Source organism: Lysinibacillus sp. A4, assembly GCF_024919535.1.
Taxonomy (GTDB): Bacteria; Bacillota; Bacilli; order Bacillales_A; family Planococcaceae; genus Lysinibacillus; species Lysinibacillus capsici.
Genome location: NZ_JANWTB010000002.1, coordinates 26,731 through 46,963, shown reverse-complemented (window position 1 = coordinate 46,963; position 20,233 = coordinate 26,731). Strand labels below are relative to the sequence as shown.

General features: G+C 38.0%; 22 protein-coding genes. 10 read left to right on the top strand and 12 right to left on the bottom strand.

What is annotated here, in order from left to right; translation table 11 throughout:
• Positions 1-326 precede the first annotated feature (326 nt).
• From NY607_RS04260 to NY607_RS04235, 6 genes are all read right to left on the bottom strand, one after another.
• Positions 327-1,988: a methyl-accepting chemotaxis protein gene (locus NY607_RS04260; RefSeq protein WP_259419208.1), complete on the bottom strand. Its 1,662-nt coding sequence runs from the start codon at positions 1,986-1,988 to the stop codon at positions 327-329.
• A complete protein-coding gene (locus NY607_RS04255; protein WP_259419207.1) occupies positions 1,985-2,971 on the bottom strand; it encodes a BMP family lipoprotein in 987 nt (328 codons plus the stop codon). The genes NY607_RS04260 and NY607_RS04255 overlap by 4 nt, the downstream gene beginning before the upstream one ends.
• Positions 2,972-3,223: 252 nt before the next feature.
• Positions 3,224-4,492 carry a PTS ascorbate transporter subunit IIC gene (locus NY607_RS04250; protein ID WP_066037585.1) on the bottom strand — a complete coding sequence of 423 codons (1,269 nt, stop codon included), beginning with the start codon at positions 4,490-4,492 and terminating at the stop codon, positions 3,224-3,226.
• Between the two features lie 33 nt (positions 4,493-4,525).
• Positions 4,526-4,789 carry a PTS sugar transporter subunit IIB gene (locus NY607_RS04245; protein WP_259419206.1) on the bottom strand — a complete coding sequence of 88 codons (264 nt, stop codon included), beginning with the start codon at positions 4,787-4,789 and terminating at the stop codon, positions 4,526-4,528.
• Positions 4,786-5,244 carry a PTS sugar transporter subunit IIA gene (locus tag NY607_RS04240; RefSeq protein ID WP_259419205.1) on the bottom strand — a complete coding sequence of 153 codons (459 nt, stop codon included), beginning with the start codon at positions 5,242-5,244 and terminating at the stop codon, positions 4,786-4,788. The genes NY607_RS04245 and NY607_RS04240 overlap by 4 nt, the downstream gene beginning before the upstream one ends.
• Positions 5,245-5,305: 61 nt before the next feature.
• On the bottom strand, positions 5,306-6,217 hold the full coding sequence (locus NY607_RS04235) for a LysR family transcriptional regulator (RefSeq protein WP_259419204.1): 912 nt from the start codon (positions 6,215-6,217) through the stop codon (positions 5,306-5,308).
• Positions 6,218-6,355: 138 nt separating this feature from the next.
• On the opposite strand from NY607_RS04235, the gene NY607_RS04230 reads away from it, so the two are divergent.
• From NY607_RS04230 to NY607_RS04195, 8 genes are all read left to right on the top strand, one after another.
• Entirely contained in the window at positions 6,356-7,321 is a 966-nt protein-coding gene (locus tag NY607_RS04230) for an ABC transporter ATP-binding protein (RefSeq protein ID WP_259419203.1), read from the top strand.
• Positions 7,318-8,343, top strand: coding sequence for an ABC transporter substrate-binding protein (locus tag NY607_RS04225; protein ID WP_048389694.1), 1,026 nt, complete (start codon positions 7,318-7,320; stop codon positions 8,341-8,343). The genes NY607_RS04230 and NY607_RS04225 overlap by 4 nt, the downstream gene beginning before the upstream one ends.
• A 56-nt stretch (positions 8,344-8,399) precedes the next feature.
• Positions 8,400-10,061: an ABC transporter permease gene (locus tag NY607_RS04220; RefSeq protein WP_259419202.1), complete on the top strand. Its 1,662-nt coding sequence runs from the start codon at positions 8,400-8,402 to the stop codon at positions 10,059-10,061.
• Entirely contained in the window at positions 10,054-11,124 is a 1,071-nt protein-coding gene (locus NY607_RS04215; RefSeq protein ID WP_259419201.1) for an MBL fold metallo-hydrolase, read from the top strand. The genes NY607_RS04220 and NY607_RS04215 overlap by 8 nt, the downstream gene beginning before the upstream one ends.
• Positions 11,117-11,923 (top strand): hypothetical protein, encoded by an 807-nt coding sequence (locus tag NY607_RS04210; protein WP_259419200.1) that lies wholly within the window; start codon positions 11,117-11,119, stop codon positions 11,921-11,923. The genes NY607_RS04215 and NY607_RS04210 overlap by 8 nt, the downstream gene beginning before the upstream one ends.
• Before the next feature lie 157 nt (positions 11,924-12,080).
• The gene (locus tag NY607_RS04205; protein WP_305036168.1) at positions 12,081-13,379 is read left to right on the top strand and encodes a M48 family metallopeptidase; all 1,299 of its coding nucleotides are present in this window, start codon (positions 12,081-12,083) and stop codon (positions 13,377-13,379) included.
• A gap of 87 nt (positions 13,380-13,466) precedes the next feature.
• Positions 13,467-14,285, top strand: coding sequence for a YitT family protein (locus tag NY607_RS04200; RefSeq protein WP_004232517.1), 819 nt, complete (start codon positions 13,467-13,469; stop codon positions 14,283-14,285).
• An 81-nt stretch (positions 14,286-14,366) separates the two neighbouring features.
• A complete protein-coding gene (locus tag NY607_RS04195; RefSeq protein WP_237899948.1) occupies positions 14,367-14,747 on the top strand; it encodes an MmcQ/YjbR family DNA-binding protein in 381 nt (126 codons plus the stop codon).
• A gap of 39 nt (positions 14,748-14,786) precedes the next feature.
• On the opposite strand, the gene NY607_RS04190 is transcribed toward NY607_RS04195, so the two are convergent.
• The 6 genes from NY607_RS04190 to NY607_RS04165 form a co-directional block, all read right to left on the bottom strand.
• The gene (locus tag NY607_RS04190) at positions 14,787-15,128 is read right to left on the bottom strand and encodes a GIY-YIG nuclease family protein (protein ID WP_131519641.1); all 342 of its coding nucleotides are present in this window, start codon (positions 15,126-15,128) and stop codon (positions 14,787-14,789) included.
• An 18-nt stretch (positions 15,129-15,146) separates the two neighbouring features.
• Entirely contained in the window at positions 15,147-15,902 is a 756-nt protein-coding gene (locus tag NY607_RS04185) for a DUF2087 domain-containing protein (RefSeq protein ID WP_131519642.1), read from the bottom strand.
• A 135-nt stretch (positions 15,903-16,037) separates the two neighbouring features.
• A complete protein-coding gene (locus NY607_RS04180) occupies positions 16,038-16,913 on the bottom strand; it encodes an ABC transporter permease (RefSeq protein ID WP_131519643.1) in 876 nt (291 codons plus the stop codon).
• Entirely contained in the window at positions 16,913-17,833 is a 921-nt protein-coding gene (locus NY607_RS04175) for an ABC transporter ATP-binding protein (protein WP_259419199.1), read from the bottom strand. The genes NY607_RS04180 and NY607_RS04175 overlap by 1 nt, the downstream gene beginning before the upstream one ends.
• A gap of 6 nt (positions 17,834-17,839) precedes the next feature.
• On the bottom strand, positions 17,840-18,241 hold the full coding sequence (locus tag NY607_RS04170) for a DUF3021 domain-containing protein (RefSeq protein ID WP_131519645.1): 402 nt from the start codon (positions 18,239-18,241) through the stop codon (positions 17,840-17,842).
• Position 18,242: 1 nt separating this feature from the next.
• Positions 18,243-18,692, bottom strand: coding sequence for a LytTR family DNA-binding domain-containing protein (locus NY607_RS04165; RefSeq protein ID WP_131519646.1), 450 nt, complete (start codon positions 18,690-18,692; stop codon positions 18,243-18,245).
• A 205-nt stretch (positions 18,693-18,897) separates the two neighbouring features.
• Here NY607_RS04165 and NY607_RS04160 point away from each other — a divergent pair, with 205 nt between their 5' ends.
• Both NY607_RS04160 and NY607_RS04155 read left to right on the top strand, forming a co-directional pair.
• On the top strand, positions 18,898-19,926 hold the full coding sequence (locus NY607_RS04160; protein ID WP_131519647.1) for an AbrB family transcriptional regulator: 1,029 nt from the start codon (positions 18,898-18,900) through the stop codon (positions 19,924-19,926).
• A gap of 155 nt (positions 19,927-20,081) precedes the next feature.
• Positions 20,082-20,222 (top strand): RAxF-45 family protein, encoded by a 141-nt coding sequence (locus NY607_RS04155; protein WP_004232534.1) that lies wholly within the window; start codon positions 20,082-20,084, stop codon positions 20,220-20,222.
• The last annotated feature ends 11 nt before the right edge of the window (positions 20,223-20,233 follow it).

Below are 20,233 nucleotides of genomic sequence, written 5' to 3'. Positions count from 1 at the left end.
AGGGGATAAGCTCATATTTTCAATTCAACGTGGAGAAGCGATGAGTGACAACACCTCTTCATAAAGAGTAGAGAACCTTCGCGAAAAAGGTAACACTTTTGGAGGTTCAAATGGAAGGCTACTTGACTCCCTTGTGATAGCGAAACAGGGGAGCCACTAATCGGAGCGGTAGCGGAGAAAAACGGCTCGGCGCTCGCCCAAAAGAAAGCAAGTAGCCTGCAACGGAAAACCATTTCTACCTTTAAATTGACTGTTTTGTTTTTCAACCCTAAGAAAAAATCCAGTAAATCATTTCACTGGATTTTTTGCGGTAATGAATCGAATCACTATAGGGTGAATTTTTTGAGCTCATTCATCAACGTATTAGTCATAGCTTCAAGATCGTCTATCTTAGCACTAATTTTTTGGAAGGAAAGTAGCTGTTCTTGCGTTGATGCCGATATTTCTTCTGTGCCAGCAGCCGTTTCTTCTGTAATAGCAGAAATATTTTCAATGGTACTATTTACTTGCTGGCTCATTTGATTCGTTTGTGCCATTTCTCTTGTGAGGTTTTGTAAATCGCGATGGATATTTGTTATGTGCATGGTAATAACAGAGAATGATTGTTCTGTCTCTACCATGGATTGAGATTGCTCATTTGACAGCAGATAACCTCGTTCAGCCGTAGTAAGGATGTGCGTAATGCCATCTTGAATATGCGAGACCATTGAAGTGATTAAATTCGTAGCATTCTCCGTTTCAGAAGAGAGCTTTTTAACCTCCTCGGCAACAATGGCAAACCCTTTGCCTGCTTCTCCAGCTCTTGCAGCCTCGATAGCAGCATTTAGGGCTAATAAATTTGTTTGGCTAGCAATCGTATGGACAGCATTGGCTGCGCCTTCAATTTCCGAAGTGAATTGAGAAAATTGAGCTACAGCTTCCTTAATATCAAGTGATGTGGTTGATATATCCTTTGCAATGGAAGATTGTTTTTCTAATGAATATTGACCATTTTGAACAGCCTCCAGAGCTTGTTTACCAGTGTCAGCCGATTGCTCACTTGTACGCATTACATCCCTAAATTGATCTGCCATATTATTCATTTGGAGTGCCACTGATTGAATGTCTTCTGACATCGTATAGCTGCCTTTTGCTAATTCGTCGGTTGAGGTAGCGACTTGATTACTACTTTCATGAATATTGTTCATATGGCTCGTCACTTCTTGTGTAAACAAATTAACATCCTTTCCAATATTATCAATGGATTGTACAGTATTTTTTAAATTATTCATCATGTCTGCAAAGCTTTTTGTTAATTGATCAATCTCATATCGACTGTTTGCTTGATAGGAAAGGGTAGAAGTATCCATTGTTAAGTTTCCTGTTGCTGCAGCCTGTGCACAATCTACAATCTGATTAATGGGTTTGGTAATTCTTTTCGCAGCTACATAGGAATAAAGTATCGTAGCAATAATTAATAGCACACTACCTATGATGGTAGAGGTTGTAATGAAACCTATTTTTTGCTTCGTTACTTGGATCATTTCTTGATACCATTCGTTCGTTTCTTTTTTGAGCAAATACATATCGTTTAAAATTCCTTTAATTCTGATGGACTGCTTTTTAATTTCAGAGCGATTGTTTTCTTGAAACCCGCTTTCAGTCGCTTTTTCTAGATTTTCAAATTTACTAGCTATTTTTTCGACGATTGTCTGATGTTCAGGTATTCTCGTTAGGGAAGCTAATGCCTCTAAATTACTTTTTGTTTCTTGTAAAATAGCGAGCGCTTCGTTTTTATTGGCTTCACTATCCAGGTAGGTAAAATTATTTAAAGATTGGCTGGCAACAACTAAACTTTGCTCTAGTTCTTTCACTGCAAGTAAAAGTTTCGTATCATCCTGTGCTGTTGTTTGGATCGTGAATGTTTGTAGGATAATAAAGCCAATCATAGCCATAGCCAATACGATTGGAATCAATGTGTTCATAAATAATTTCTTACGTAGTGTCACTGGTCATTCCTCTTTTCCGCAGTAACTTTTATCGTACCTGAAATAATGGCTTCTTTGGCTTTTTCGATAGCAGTCTGTTGCTCAGCTGTCAGTTGAATTACACGAATATCTGCTAGTCCCACACCCTGATCCGCTAAACCTAATGCAAAGGATTTTTCTGTAATTTTACCATTTTCCACTAATGTCTTAGCGAGTTGATAGACGGCTAGATCAACATTTTTAAGCATGGATGTGACAACTGTTTTTTCGGCAACAAAAAACTGATCGATATCAACACCTGCTGCATAGATCCCCATTTCCTCTGCCTTTTTTATCGCCCCAAAGCCAGTAAAGCCTGCTGCATGGTAAATAAAATCAACGTTATTTTTGATATACCTTTCTGCTATTGCTGCACCAGCCTGGGTATCGTCAAAGGTACCAGCATAGTCACTCATAATTTCAATCGATGGCTGTACATAACGTGCCCCTTCGATAAAACCATTTTCAAAGTGATGGATAACAGGAGCATCTGCTCCACCAATAAAGCCAACTTTTCCTGTTTTACTTGTCATAGCAGCAATCATGCCAACTAAAAAGCTACCTTCTTGTTCTTTAAAGGTAATCGAAATGATGTTGTTAATATCAGATTGCCCGTCAATCAGTATAAATTGCTGAGAGGGATTTTGTTTTGCAGTCTTTTCTAGTGCTTCTTGTACAGAGAACCCGAGACCAATGATGATATCATATTTTTCTGCTACAAGTTCATTCAGCTTTTCCTCGTATTTACCATCAGGAGCCTCTTTGTAATCAAACAAAATGCCTAGCTCATCGCGCGCTTTTTCTAAGCCTTTAAAAGCGGAATCATTAAATGATTCATCGCCTAGTCCTGCATCTGATAGTAAAATTCCTATCTTATATCCTTCAGTTGATGTTTCTGTCGATGCTGAGGAACAGCCTGCTATCAACAGAGTGATCAAAAGAAAACTAGTGAATAATTTCTTCAAATTTTGTGTACCTCCTGTTGTGTATAAAATATATATCGGCAAAAACTTAATATTTTTAGTCTGATGTCAGACATCCGTGCAAAAAATTTTTAGGATGTCTAAGAATAATGAATCATTTCTATATACATAATAAGTTAATAATATAAAGCTAGATTACTAATAAAGTAATTGATTTATAAAGGTTTTCGTAGCACTTCTTGTATGTACAGCACTATAAAAGCCTAACGCAAATAGCGTCAGGCTTTATATGTTCTAAACAGCGCCGAATAATTTTAATAAATTAATAATAATAATGCCGATTACCCCAAAGTCTGAATCACCGAAGGTTGTGCCCTCATAGCCAATGTCTCCCATAAAGATAAGGAGTATGGCTGGAATAAAGCTAATTAATAAACCATTGGCAAAGGCTCCGGACATCGCACCAATTCTACCGCCAGTAGCATTTCCAAAGACACCCGCCGCAGCACCTGTGAAGAAATGTGGAACAAGACCTGGTACGATGACTTTTAGTCCGATGAAGGGGAGTATAAACATGGAAACCAGCCCTGCTATAAAACTAAAAATGAAACCAATAATAACGGCATTTGGTGCAAAAGGAAAGATGGTTGGACAATCAAGTGCTGGTTTTGTGTTTGGTACAAGTTTATCTGCAATGCCTTTGAAGGCTGGAATAATTTCAGCAATTAACATCCGTACACCTGCTAAAATAATATAAACACCCGCTGCAAATGTAATCGCTTGCATAATAGCGAAAATAATAAAATTTGAGCCAGCAGATAATTGTGACTCAATATAGGAAGGGCCAGCAAAAAGGGCAACAATTACAAAGAACACACTCATTGTTAAAGAAATAGCAACTGAGGTATCTCGTAAAAAGCCTAATGCTTTCGGAACCTGTATATCTTCTGTGGATTTCATTTTATTACCGAAGAGCTTACCAATCTTTGCAGAAACATAATAGCCAACACTGCCAAAGTGACCAACAGCAAAGTCATCACTCCCTGTTATTTGTCGAACTGTCGGCTGTAAAATGGCAGGGAACACGACCATACAAAGTCCAAGAATGATAGACCCAACAAGAATAAGAGGTGTACCACTCATCCCTCCAACTGATAATGAAGCGGCGATTAAACAAGCCATAAATAATGTATGATGTCCAGTTAAAAAGATATATTTTAATGGCGTAAATCGCGCAAATAGTAGATTCATAATCATACCAAATACCATGATTAGTGCAGTAGCTGTACCAAAATTAGTCTGAGCAGCTGCCACGATGGCCTCATTGTTGGGAATGACTCCTTGTACTTGAAAGGCATGATCGAACATTTTACTAAAATGATCTAAAGAGCCAATTAAGACAGTGGCACCAGCTCCGAGGATGACAAAGCCCATTATCGTTTTTAATGTACCTGACAGAACAGTGGAACTTGATTTTTTTTGAATAAGTAAACCAATAAAAGCGAATAGGCCGACTAATATAGCTGGTGTTCCTAAAATGTCATGCATGATAACATCTAACATACCAACACCTCATCCTATCCAAATTTTTAATGCTTAAAGCAACGGTTCAAGCTTTTCTTTTATTTCTGAAATACTCATCATATTTACGATGCTCACAATGATTCCTTTGTCTTTCGCTAATTCATTCACGATATCTGCTGCCCCTAAATAAATATCTGCTTTCTCCGCCTTGGCAGACGTTAAATCTGTATGCGTTACCTCTGCATCTTTCCCCAATACTTCTAATGCTTTTTTAACATTCAATTCTAAAATAAAGCTACTTCCTAAACCGCTCCCACACACGACTAAAATTTTCATTCTGTTGACTCCTTTGTCGTATATTGTTTGATTTTCTCCCATATCATGTCCGCATGTTGACAGGCGATTAGGTCATCAATCTGATCGGGTTCTTGTAAGACTAATGCCAAATCAGCCAACACCTGTAGATGTGAAGCATTGTCAATGGCAGCTAGCACAATCAGTAGGTAGACAGGCTGATTAGGGCTGAAAAAAACAGGCTTTTGTAATCGTAGCAAGCTTATGGCTAGTTCAAGAACCCCATCAGATGGCCGTGCATGAGGAATGGCTACTTTGGGTGTGATGACAACGTAAGGACCATAGTGTTCAATAGATTGAATCATGGCTTCGACATAGCGCTGTTCAATTTTGTGTTGTTGTACTAATGGGCTAGCCGCTAAATGAATTGCTTCTTCCCATGATCGGACAAAGTTTGCAAGCTGTATACAATCTTTTGTCAACAGCTTGGTTAGCAAGGACAACCCTCCTTTCATAAAAATATCTTCCCATTCCATGTTATTACGACTGTATGTGGAATTATGTCATCGTAGAAGACATTTTTAATTGCTTTGCTATTTCATAAACCGACATTTTGACAAATTCATCCATTTTATGATCTAAGCGCGTTTTCGGATAAATCAATTGAATTTTTCTATTTAGTGTTACATCATGTAGATCTTTCTTGAGCAGTACACCTGATTTTAATTCTTCTTCTATTAAGGAAACAGATAGAAACGCCAAGTTTTTGCCAAAGGTCAGCATCTTTTTAATCGTGCTCACAGAATCCAGCTCAATTGTGTAAATAGAAGGCTGAAATGGGTCCAACCACTTTTCAATGAAGTGATTCGTGGAGCTAGAGGATGTATGCAACACTAGCTTGTATTTAAGAATATCTTCTTTGGTGATGTCTTTTTGTGCTGCTAGCTCGTGAGATGGGCTGAATGCCAATACAAGTGCATCTTCACCGATTGTTTCGTAATGAAGTAAAGGATTTTCCTGCTTAGTCTCCATGATGAGCCCGAAATCTAATTCTTGTAGTGCTACCTTTTTTTCAATTTCAGGTGCTGTTTTTACTTCTAATGAAATGCGAATCTCAGGATAGGTCGTTGAAACTTGATGAATTAAATCTGGCATAAAAATATGGGCAGGTAAACCACTCGCTCCTAGTCGTAATGAACCGATATGGCCTGCTAAAAGATTTTCAATAAAACGATCCATATCCTTTTGAAGTTGAACCATTTGACGAGCGTAATGATACACACCTTCGCCCGCTTCTGTTAAACGGTATCCTCCAGCATTTGTTCGAAATAAATGAATACCGTATTCCTCCTCTATAGAGCGAATATGAAATGATACGGTGGGGGCTGTAATGCCAAGTGCTTTGGCGACAGGGGCTAATTTTTTTAATTCTACAAGTAAGCAAAATGCCTGTAATTTACTATTGTTCATTTTATCCTCCTAAAGGAAATTAGAAAAAATCTTGTATTTGCTTTAGTTTATTAGATTTTTTTTAACGTGTTATTAATAGTAGATTAATATTTTCTAAATATCTGGAATTTATAGTTGTAAGTAACGAGGAGGATACTTATGAAAATCTCATTAAAAAATATCGAGAAAAAATATGGGCAGTCTCAAGCATTGTGGCCGATTGATGTGGAGTTAGATCAGCAATTTATTACGATTCTCGGACAATCAGGCTGTGGCAAAACAACCTTATTAAAGTTGATAGCTGGCCTTGAACAGCCATCAAAAGGAGAAATACGATTTGATGACACCGTCATTTATTCTTCGGGGTCTCGTAAAAATGTCAAACCAAATAAGCGTAATATTGCTATGGTTTTTCAAGATTTTGCTCTATGGCCACATATGACCATCTTCCAAAATATTGCCTTTGGCTTAAAGGGCATTATTCCTAAATCAGCTATTCCTGAACGAGTCGAGCATGTGATGCGATTGGTAAAAATGCAAGGCTATGAGAAACGAAAGCCAGGTGAATTATCGGGTGGACAACAGCAGCGAGTGGCATTAGCTAGAGCTTTAGCGACCAAACCGCAATTAATTTTATTTGATGAACCTTTATCCGCTCTCGATGCTGTTTTAAGAGAGCAAATGCAAGATGAAATCATGCACCTCATTCATGAGCTTAATTGCCAAGCCATTTTCGTAACACATGATCAAACAGAGGCAATGACAATGTCTGATCAAATTATCGTTATGGAGGCAGGGAGGATTGCTCAAATTGGCTCGCCTGAGGAAATTTATCGTGCACCAGCAACGCCCTATGTGGCAGATTTTATTGGCAAAGTGAATTGGCTTCACAATCGACAATCAATTGTGCGACCTGAGGGTGTTTCTAGAGTATCGCGTCCTGGTACGATTGCCAAACAAGCGCAGATTGTGAAAAGTACATTTGTTGGCGATCGTTATCTAGTACAAGCACAGGTAGAAGGACAGTATTGGAGCTTTTATGAGAAGCAGCCATTAGAGCATGGAAAAAGATTGCAAGTTTTTATTGATGAAAAACAAATCTATCAATTGGAGGGTTTACATTGAAGAAACGACATTTTAAATTATGGGCAACTGCTGGCATTTTATTGGTCTTAGCATTAGCTGGCTGTGGTAATAAAGAGGCAAAAGAGACGAATGAAGCAAGTGCAAAGACACAGGAGGAGAAAGTTCTGACAGTGTATTCTGCTGGGCCAGATGGTTTAGCTGCAAATATTCAGCAAGCATTTGAAGAAAAAACAGGGATTAAAGTGGAAATGTTTCAAGGAACTACGGGTAAAATTCTCTCTCGTTTAGAAGCGGAAAAAAATAATCCTGTAGCTGACATTGTTGTACTTGCCTCTGTTGCCTCAATGGATGGGTTAAAAGCAACAGATCAATTGCAAAGCTACGAAGCGGCTAAAAACAAGGACAAAATTAACAGTGATTGGTCGGATCAAGATGGATATTTTTATGGCTACAGTGCCTCTGCTTTAGGTATTGCCTATAATACGAAAAATACGACACAGGCGCCTACGGATTGGTCTGATTTAGCAAAAGCTGATTGGCAAAATAAAATGAATATACCAGATCCAAGTCTGTCAGGCTCTGCTGTTGATTTCTTATTTGGCTACACAGCAGCAGAAAAAACAGCTTGGAGCACGATTGATAGTTGGAAGAAAAATGGCTTACAAGTCAATGGTGCGAATAAAGAAGCCTTGGATGCGGTTATTACAGGCGAGAAAAATGCCACGATTGCAGGTGTAGACTATATGGCTTATAAAGCAAAAGCAGACGGTGAGCCAGTGGAAATTATCTATCCGACGAGTGGGACAGTAGTTAGTCCAAGAGCAGTAGGTATTTTAAAGGATGCACAACATGTAGAATCTGCACAAGCCTATGTTGATTTTTTATTGTCAGATGAAGGGCAAAAGCTAGTAGCAGATGCTTACTTATTACCAGGGAATAAAGATATTGCTGTGAAAAATCGTGCAGCATTAGATGAAATTCCACAGTTAACAGTTGATTGGATGGGTGCGGAAGCGAAACAGCTGGAAGTACTAACAAAGTTTACGGATTTATTTCGATAAATAAAGGGAGGTTGATATACCTCCTTCTAGTTTTCATAGAGAAGGGTTGACATGCCATGATAATGGAAGGAAGACGAGCTTTTGGATTTTTACTGACAATTGTCATCATATTTGCTATCGCACCGTTGATGGCCATTTTATTTTATACCTTTATTAAAGAGGGACATGTTGATATATCACAGTTTAGTCGAATGTTTGCACACGATAGAATATGGAAAACGCTTGGAAATTCGATGGTTTTAGGGATTTTCGTGATTATTGGGACAACAATTATCGCATTACCTATGGCTTTCATTCGCACGAAAACAAGTTTATATCAATATGAATGGCTCGATATAGTGTTAACGATTCCATTTATGACACCTCCCTATATTGGTTCAATGGGCTGGATTTTGTTTATGCAGCACAATGGTTTTTTACAGCAGCTTATTCCAAGTGCTGCTTGGATGACAGATTCCTTCTTTTCCTTATTTGGCATGGTAGTGATCATGAGCCTACACCTGTTTCCATTTTTGTATTTAATGCTGAAAAATACATTGCTTCGCATAAATGGCTCATTTTTAGATGCAGCGCTGATTTTTGGGCGAAGTTCTTCGCAAAATTGGCTAAAGGTTGTGTTACCTCTTTTGCTTTCGAGCTATGTTTTGGGAAGTCTCCTTATTTTTATTAAGACGCTTGCTGAATTTGGAACGCCAGCTACATTCGGCAGTCGGATTGGGTTTCAAGTGTTTACAACCGAAATTCATTCCTATTTATCAAGATGGCCAGTTGATATTCGCATGGCAACCTCGCTATCCTTATTCTTATTGTCAGTTTGCTTAGTCATTTGGTATTTCCAAAATCTCATTGGACGCAAATATACATATGGTGTGCTATCAGGAAAAACACCTGCTAGACGTGAGATCAAGGACAAGTGGTATATAAGAACAGCTTCGTGGACTTTTGTAGGGCTTGTTTTATTGCTATCTATCGGCATTCCTTATTTCTCTATTATCGTGACCTCTTTGCAAAAGGTACGGGGAGATGGTTTACAGGCAGGGAATTTCAGTTTGGCTTCTTATCAAGAGGTCTTCACTAGTGGAAGTGCAGGATTGACAGCATTTTTAAATAGCATTGTTTTTTCTATCATGACGGCCTTGATAACCGCCATAATAGGTTTATTCATCGCTCTTTATATTAAAAAAGGAGAAACCAGAAAGCAGCAAATATTAGACTTCTTTAGTTTAATGCCTAATATTATTCCGGGGATTGTCTTTGTTGTAGGTTTAATTATGTTTTGGAATGCTCCCTGGCTTCCTGCAACAATTTATAACACAAAGGCAATGGTAGTAGTCACATACTGTGTACTGTTTTTACCTTATTCGGTGCAGTATATAAAGTCTTCGTTTTCACAATTAGATGCCTCTATTTTTCAATCAGCTGCTATTTTTGGACGTAGTAACATTGCGGTTTATCGTCGCATCATCCTACCACTTTTGATGCAGGGTATTTTAACAGGAATGATGATGACTTTTATTATTTCAATGCGAGAGCTTGTAGCTGGCCTTTTAATTTTGCCACCATCCGTAGAGACAGGGGCAACCTTTATCTATAGTCAATTTGAGCAAGGTAATGTAGGGGTTGGAATGGCAGTAGCTGTTATAACCGTCCTTATGACTGTTATTTTTATGTTCCTATTGGGTTGGCTGCAAAAACGAGGAGGGCAGGCCAATGCTTAGTGTTGAAATTTTAGGTGGTGTAGGCGAATATGGGCGCAATTGTTTTTATATAGAAAATCAGAGGCAGGCCATTTTATTGGATTGTGGCATTATGAAAAATACACAAAAAACGCCACCAAATATTACATTTAATCATATTGAAAAGCTAGCTGCTGTCTTTATTTCTCATTCGCATATTGATCATGTAGGGGCATTGCCAATACTACAGAACATGGGCTATACGGGACCGATACTAATGAGTCATACAACTGCTCAGCAGCTTCCACTGCTTATCCCACAAGTCAGAACTTTCTATCCAGATACGATTGGAAAATGGATAGAGGTCAATGAATATCTTGCCTTTCAATGGGGATATAGCGGGCATTTAATTGGAAGCGTGTGGTACAAAATTCGTTTCTTTGATGAAATGATTTTTTTCTCTGGTGATTATGTAGTCGATTCGTATTTATTAAAGGCGACCTTGCCAGAGGAGGATGGAACGGTTTATGATGTAGCGTTTATTGATAGTGGACATGCGGAAAAATGCATTCGAAATCTTGAGGTGTTAGAGCAAATGGCTATGTATGTAAAGGCTCATCCCAATCATTCATTTATATTCCCCTCCTCTTTTTCGGGCAAAACAGTCGATATTATGACGTATCTTTCCGAACATACAACTCGAGCGATTAGGGTAGATGCCAAGCTACAACCTTTATTGGCGCATTATGATGAAGAACATGAAAATATTTGGCCGAATAAAGTGATGCTTTTAGAACGACTCAAGCAAAAACAGGACAGTCACCATGTACTGTATTTTGTCTCAGAGCAGGATGTGGCTCAAGTGGAGGAGCTTGCAAAGGATTATCCGACGGCAATTTTTGTTCATACAGGCTATTCTCGTCATGCTTACAATCCAGCTAGCTTAAAGCATATCTCTGAGGAGTTCTTCTATAAAACACATCCAGACTATTGGGATTTAGTGGCACTGTCACAGAGACTTCGGGCACGACAAACGATCTATTTTCACAGTACACATACAAATTTAACAACAACATTTCCGAAGGAGGAATTAAAGCGTGACTAAACTAAAAAAATGGGCATTTTATCTGTGTGTCTTGGGCTTAATAGTGATTTGTATGATGGGTGTGAATACAACACAAGCGAAAGCAGCCATTGAGCCAGGACATGAAATTAAATTCAATATTAAACCTGAGATTTTTAATGAATCAACTATTGTCCAGGCTTTTCAAGCAACTAAAAAGGATGACGTAAAAGTTTATTTTTATGATACGCTTGACCAATTGTTTCTACGTCATGACTATATACACCGCTTACGTGTATATAAGGGTAGTAATAAAATGGATATAACCTACAAAAAGCGTTTTTTAAACACACCTTTAAGTGAAGCAATGGCAGAAACAATGAATCATGGTTTTACTGGTTCTGAGTCAAATTATAAGTTTGAGCTAGATATTAAGGGAGATCATCGTACATTTACGATAAGCCGAAAGGAATCTTTGAAGACTTCTGCTGAGGTCTCTTATGATTCAGTTGCTACAAATGTTGCGAAAAAATTCATTCTTGAAAATGCGCCAAAGAAAATTGTAAATTGGAACTCCGAAGCATGGTATAAAAATACGTTGTCTCAAGTTGTGGTATATGGGCCTGCTAATGCTACGACCTTTAAAGGAAGCTTTTTAGGACATGAAGCGGATATAGAGGTATGGCAGTACAAAGGAGACATTATGGTTGAACTTTCTACGATGGTAGATGATGCGGCTCAAGCAGCTACTATAGAAAGGCAATGGTATGAGCAGCTATTATCCACTGGCTATCTAAGCGGGGATCAACGTGGTAAAACGGCATTTGTTATGGATAAATGAATAGGACGATAATGATTTCGCCTCATATAGAAATGAGGCGAAATTTTTCTTTGGCAACAGAGAGATTAAAAAAGTAGGTCCATGTTTGTTCTAACTTTGATAATTTCGCTTACACTTACTATAGGACGAACTTTGGGTGATATGAGGGGGAAATAACATAGCAAAAAAAATGGGCATTGTTACACTGCTACTTTTCGGTGTTTATGTGCTTTGTATGTACTGGTATATATTCCACAGCGGTGGTGGTAAAATACCAAGTGCCTTACAAGGAACGGCGGCAGATCCAGTGATGTTTATGTCTGGCAAGGAGCTTTTTTTAAGTGGTGAATATTCAAAAATAAGGAACTTTGTATTCTTTGTAGCCACACCTTTAGAATGGCTTATTTACTTCTTGATTTTACTATTGGGCGTATCTCGTTATTTTGAAAAAGTGACGACCTCCCAAACGAAGTGGAAGCTATTGCAAAATGCGGGTTACTTATTCCTATTATCTTTATTGCTCTATATTGTGCTATTCCCACTTGATTATTATCGCTATCATCTAAGCAAAAGCTATGGCATTAGTACACAAGCATTTGCATCTTGGATGAAGGATGGTGTCATTGATTTTTGGGTGAATTTTGGCACTAGCTTGATTATTGTTACGGTGATTTATTGGCTCATTAAAAAGAGCGAAAAAAGATGGTGGCTCTATGCTTGGCTTTTAACCATCCCTTTTACAATCTTTGTGATGTTCATTCAGCCTGTTGTCATTGATCCTTTATACAATGATTTTTATCCACTAAAAAATAAAGAGCTGGAAACAAAGATACTTACACTTGCTACACAGGCGAATATTCCTGCAGAGCATGTTTATGAGGTCAACATGGCAGAAAAGACTAATGCCTTAAACGCTTATGTGACAGGGATTGGGAGTAATTCGAGAATTGTGCTATGGGATACTACATTAAATAGACTAACAGACAATGAAATTTTATTTATCATGGCACATGAAATGGGACATTATGTAGAAAAGCATATTTATTTTGGCATTGCAGGCTATTTATTCTTAATGTTAATAGGGCTATGGCTAACAGCGAAAATTATGCGTCGCCTGATTTCACGATATGGACAGGTTTTAAAAATTAATAAAATCAGTAGCATTCGTTCCTATCCATTATTTTTACTCATTACTTCTATTTTACTATTTGCTTCCAATCCAGTATCCAATTTTATATCGAGATATCAAGAAACGAGAGCCGATCAATATGCGATTAGCCTTATGAATGATCGAGAAGCGGCTGTAACAGCATTTCAAAAGCTAACGATTTCAGGCTTAAGTGAAGTGAACCCGCCACTCTTAGTGAAGTGGTTCCGTTATACACATCCACCGATGCTTGAGCGAATCTATAAAGTTGCGGATACAGGGGAACATAAACAAAATATGCCTTTAAAGGAAGAACAGAAGAAAAAGTAAGAGGATAGGTTTTTCAGGAGCGTAAATTGGGTAGTCTATGACAAAGATGTATCAAAAATTGGTCGTTGATTGATAGGGGATAGTATTATGCGAAATGTGATTATAATTACACTTTCTTCCATTTTAGTGGCCTTTGCCTATAATTATTTATTGATTCCCCATGAAATCTTGAGTGGTGGGTTGAGTGGTATTGCCATCATGCTTGGGATTATTACCCCTTTAAATACAGGCGTGTTAAATTTACTGCTTAACCTGCCTTTACTGATTTTAGGTGTGATGAAGCTCGGCAAGCGATTTATTAGCTACACCATTCTTTCGGTGGCTGTGTTGTCAGTGAGTTTATATATTATTCCAATACACAAAGCGACACAAGAGCCAATCCTCGCGTCCTTATTTGGTGGTGTTATTGTAGGGTTTGCAATGGGCATGATTTTTCGAGCAGCTGGCTCCTCAGGGGGCTTTGATATAATTGCTATGCTACTTAGTCGGAAACGTGATTTTCCGCTCGGTACGTTAATTGCCGCTATGAATGGAATCGTAGTGGCTGCTTCTGGCTTTGTCTTTAGCTGGGATGCGGCGTTGTTAACCCTTGTGTCCATTTATGCAACTGGAAAAGTAGTGGATACAATTCATACGAGCCATATTAAATTAACGCTGATGATTATTACGAGTAAAGGGGACGAGGTCAAACAGCAACTATTAGAAAAGCTACATCGTGGGGTAACGATTATCGATGCAAAGGGAGCATATTCAGGCGAGGGTCGGAAAGTATTAATTACTGTTATTACGCGTTACCAACTAGCTGATGTGAAAAGCACGATTAAGGAGACTGATCCAAAGTCGTTTGTGAATATTTTACAGACGACGGAAGTAATTGGGATGTTTGATCGTGGTACAACTAAATAATGCTATTCTCTACACACGTTTTAGGTGATACTTACCATAATCGAACGTGTGTTTTTATTTGAGGGGACGGGGATTGTAAAGATGGAAAAAGAAATAATTCATGCTTACTGTATACAGCTTCATGGAACAACGTATGACTATCAAGAGGAGTGGCAAGCAGATCGCTATCATATCGGTGGAAAAATGTATGCCATGCTTGGGGGAAATAGAACAGGTAAGCCTGTTCTTACATTGAAATGTGAGCCTGCTCGAGCGGAGGAATTACGAGAAGCCTATGCAAGCATTATACCTGGTTACTATATGAATAAAACCCATTGGAATTCCATTTATATGGGTGCTGAGGATGTCCCAAGGGATTTGGTAGAGAATCTTATCCAACATTCCTATGAGCTTGTTTTCAATAAACTAACGAAGAAAGCACAGCAGGAAATTCAATTAATTGGCAACTCATCAAACAAGTAATGAATAGCGCATTTACCTTTTTGGCAAATGCGCGAATGACTAATTATAACCACGCTCACCATAAGGCTTTAGTGTGTCAAGCCATTTTTGCTCCAGCTTTTCGAGCTCTTTTTTTTCATCGAAATAGCCTTCTTCTTTTTTCTTTAAATATTCAACGATTTCTACGTCAAAAGCTTCTTGACCATATAAATTGTAATCTGCCTGAAGTTTCTTGTTCGTATGTGTATTGGTTTTTAGCATAAATTGAAAGCCATTTAAACGCTTTAAATTATTAAAGCTCCCCACAAATACTTTGCCTGTTTGTGTATTGGTCATTGTAAAAACACCAGCTTCAATTTTCATCTCTTTATACATTTCTTTTAACTCTTTTTTATGATCCATTTTTATTAACCTACTTTCTTATTTTTTTACCCAATAGGCACTGCCATCTGCTTTGCGGTCAAGAAAACCGTATTCAATTAAGTAACGACGAATATGAACATAGTCCTCATATATCGGTTTAATCACTTCATTTAATTCTTTTTCAGTATAATGCTTTTCCTCGTCAAAAAGATTTGCTATTGCACGCAGCACTACAATTTTCTGTTTTTCCCGCTTTGGAAAGCGTATCAGTTCCTTGCCAACACCGTTTGGAAATAGCTTCTCTAATAATTGCTGTTCTTCTGTGAGGGTTACGTTATAGCGATCGTCAACCATAGTAGCTGTTTTATGAATAGGCACAAATGGTTCCTCCTTCTGATCTTGTTCTTTTAGTAACTCCATCATCACCATCAATGTTTTGGCTTGGCGTTCCTTTTCTTTCAAAGCAAAACGGTGATGGCGAATCGTTGTGGCACTGCCAATCTCTAATTCTTCTTTTATCTCCTGATCTGATTTTCCCTCATAAAATAAGCGTAAAATATGACTTTGATGTTCTGTTAAGCCTGTCATTTTTTTATTGAGACCGTTTAAATAATGAAAAACAGAATGATGAGCCGATGTAATATGATGTTGCATCATTTTCTCTGCTTCATATAATAAGCCCTCTTGAGGATAAATAATGCCTTTTTCTACTTTTTCACCGCATAGTAGGCAGGTGAAGTGTGCCGCTTGATCGATATATCCCTTTTTTAGATCATCGATAGGAGCTTGCCAAAATAATTCATTTACATCCATTGCAACCCCTCCTTGATAAAACAAACGAATTTATGATTTGTTTGCTATTTAATATTTAAAATAACAAAATGTTTGTTTTAATGCAATAAAAAACACATCGTATTCTAAACGATGTGTAAAATTGCTGGCTCATATTTAGTTATACTTTCTCTTAAATAAGATCATAGATGCTAGAGAAAGAACTACAATTGTACAGACAATCACAATTAGACTTGTTGTGGAGCTAAGTATATGTCCATTTAGTTCATAAACAATGCCATAATTCATTTTATAATCTTCCACATAAGAAGCGGGCACACCATCAAAGACATTTGCAATAGAGCTCTCCATAAATGCATTGCGTAATAATAGTGTTGTATGGCTAATTGGAAAGTACATGATTATATGTTGTGCAAAGCTTGGTAGAGCTCCAAGAGGTACATAAACACCACATAAAAATCCAAGTAATGTACCAACAATTGTGCCGAGTGTTGAGAAAGCATTTTGGGTCGACACAAATAACGAAAGAAATAAATTAAAAACACTCGCAAGCAAGACAGATAAAAACAGTATGCTCAATACCTGAATAAAATCCCCAAAACTTAGAAGCTTACCTCCCGTTGTGACAATAAAGATTTCACAGCCAAGGAGCGCAATAAAGGAAAAAATACAGCCGATAATAAATGCATTGAGCACATAGCTCAACTGAATAGTTGCACGAGAAAGGGGAGCTGTTAAAAAGTCGGCTTGTACTTTGGATTCTTGGTCTTTAACAGCGATACCATAGGCACCAAGTGTTGTCGAAACAGCAATCATGGATAGTAAACCTGCTACTAGCCACTCATTGACCATGGTGATCAATTCAGGTGTAGCTTCTGTTAGTTGTTCAATGGCATCTACCTGCATTTTTTGGAGAAAGACAGCGTACAACACAATGACAATAATGACTGACAGCAGGGAGAAGAACACCTGTGTTTTATCCCGTCTAAATATTTTATTATTACGCAGAACTAAGCTAATTAATGCTTCCACTACGCAACCTCCTCCTCTGCCATAATATGAAGAAAGACATCATCCATTGATCCTTTAATGACTTCGAAGGAGGCGATAAGTGGCTCAGCTTTTTTTAAAAGGGGAAGTGCTTGTAAGGTAGACGTTAAACGGATGGTGTATATCCCTTGATTCTCCGTGTAGGAGATCGCATTTTCCTCAAGAAACTTTACACCCTCCTGTGCATTTTGAAAAACGAGAGCCATTGAATCATAGGCATATTTTGTTTTTAGTGCATCGGGTGTTCCCTGTGCGACAATTTTACCTTGCTTTAAGACAGTGACTTGGTGAGCGACTGCCGCTTCCTCCATATAATGGGTCGTTAAAAAAACTGTCATATTGGTTTCCAGTTGAAGTTGCTTAATCGCCTGCCAAACAAATTGACGTGTTTGTGGATCTAAACCCGTTGTAGGCTCATCCAAAAATAAAATACTTGGACGATGAATGAGTGCACGAGCAATATCTGCTCGCCTTTTTTGTCCCCCTGATAATGTGCCATATTTTTTCTTTTCAATATCCTCTAGATGCAAATAGGTGGAAACAAATTGATAGTTATCGGTAAGCTGTGCTTTCGATAAACCATATGTTTTCCCTCGATGTAGGATATTTTCACGTACAGTTAAGCGCTCATCTAATAGACTTTGCTGGAAAACGACACCAATAGATTTACGGATATCCGCGTTATCATTGCTTGCGTCGAGTGTGAAACCATTAATAGTTACTTGACCACTCGATTTTTTTAGTAAAGTACAAAGTATTTCAATCGTTGTAGATTTACCTGCACCGTTTTCACCTAAAAAAGCGAATAGGGTGCCTTGTTCGACTGTAAAAGAAATGCCTTTGACAGCTTGCTGTTTTCCATATTGTTTACATAAATTTTCAACTTTTATCGCAAAAGTCATAGGTGGTTAATCCCTTCTCTTTTGAATTTCTTTATTGATTTTTTCAATATCATTTAATTGAAAAACATATAGAATACACCAAACAATCAAGTAAATAATGGCTTCCGCAATAAGTACGTACCATATACCTGAATCAAACCAATTACCAAAATAGCCTGCGGTTAGCACACATGCTGTCACCGCTACTAAGTGTAGAAGAAGCTGAACTGTAAAAGGCAATTGCTCCAAATCAAAAATGACGGATAGCAAACCAATGGCAATACCAAGAATGCTCGCGATCACAATTTGCTCCAATAATTCTGTTCCTGACGCCACCGCATTATTTGATAGGACGCTAAGTGTCACTAAGACATAAGAGGAGCTAAGGGAAATGAGTAGACCGATAATCATCATGCGTACATACTTCATGCTATGAATCCCTCCCAATACCTAGGTGTCTCTTTAATTCTTTTAAATATTTTCGGCTGACATGAATGGCTACGTCATTTTCAAGTAATAGCTGTGTAGTGCCGATTTTGCCCATTTGAATAGAGGATATTTTATGGATATTGACGAGTGTAGACTTACTTACGCGCACAAAATCTTTGGCTAGCTGAGCCTCAAGCTCATATAATTTTCGCTTGGACTCAAACTCTTGCTCATCTGTCTGTAAAAAAACCTTGGCATCCTCTGCGTAAATGGAATAAATATCCGAAATTTTTAAGAGATGAATTTCTTGTTGGTCATACCCATCTAGCATCGTAGTTTGCGATGCTTGAAGCTGTCTCATCAATCTTTCAATTTGCTCATTATAGTCCTTGGCATGAATATGAACCTCAGTTTCCTCAAGCTCATGATTGATGGTTAAATGAATTTTCATAGGAGGCCTCCTTTAAAAACGCTGAATCAGGTATTACTAATGTAGCATAGAAAATTTTCACAGGGATAAATTGTTCGATAAGAGGTTTTATTTGCTGGATAACAGGTTCTTTTTCAGCGATAGCAAACAGCTCAAAAGTCGGTCCAGTAGAAAAAGCGGTTTATAAAGGTCATAATAGGCTTATCGAGTTGAAGGGGTTGCTACCATGTTTATTTTTGATAAGCATATGTTCATCACATTATGCATTGGTTTAATAGGTGCTGTAGTTTTTCAATTTTTCCATATACCGATGCCTTGGCTGTTAGGAGCGATTACAGCGGTGCTCATCGTGCAGCTATCCACCAACGTCCAATTAAAATGGCATCATGCTTTCCGCAATTTTGGTTTAGTCGTAGCAGGTTATTCTATCGGCTATGCCTTTACACCAGAAGCTGTACAGGACATCAAGCTTTTTTTAGGAAGCATGGTCGTGTTAAATATCATATTTATTTTGTTGTTTTTTGCGGTAAGTTTCCTTGTTGCCAAGCGTACAGATTTAGATTTTGCGACTGCCTTAACGTGCTGTGTTCCTGGGGGCATGTCGCAGGTTGTGGCATTTGCGGAAGAGCAACAAGAGATGGATATGGTGGTCATCACATTCTTTCAAATCCTTCGCGTTCTTTTAATCGTTGGCTTTGTTCCTTTAATGGTGGCAGGGGCAGGTGGCAATAGTTCTATGATTGATGGAACATACACATGGAACCTTGTTAGCATACTTGTGGTATGTGGTGGCGCAGGGTGGCTAGCACAAAAGCTAAAAATTCCAACAGGCTATATGCTAGGCCCAGTGTTTTTACTAATGGGCGTTAATATGGCAGGGATAGATGTACCAAAATTACCATTATCACTTCTGCATATTGCCCAACTCATGCTAGGAATTTATATCGGATTATTATTGAAAAAAGAGGATTTACATTTATCGAAGAAGCATATCTTTTATGCGTTTGTTTCAGCGGGCATTTTTATTGGGGCAGCCTATGGTTTAACATTTGTGATGGCAGCGTTGTACAGCCTTGATTTTAGGACGAGCTTTTTAAGTATTGTTCCTGGTGGTCTTGATCAAATGGGGATTATTGCCGCTTCGGTCCATGCAAATGTCACGATTGTCACGGCCTTTCAGCTTTTTCGTGTACTAGTTGTCTCGATTTTTCTTGTGCCTGTGGTAAAAATATTTGTGAAAAAAGTGAAAACATGAGGGGGCTATGAATCAACCTCTCATGTTTTTCTTTGTGCAAATTTCCATTAAATAGAACTTTTGAATAATGATAAATGAACGTTAAATTTTCCCTTTCCAAATAATCCGAAAAATGTTATGATAGCCATAACTACTATGAACGGAGGTGAGAAGGAATGAATAAAAACGCTACGAAAACATGTGTAAAAGTGGATACGGCTATGTATTTTGCACGTGTAATTACTTTCGATTTTGCGAACAACGGGATAGGTCTGTCCATTTTTAAGCAAAATCAAATAACAAACGTAGCGAATTAACCATTCTTTTT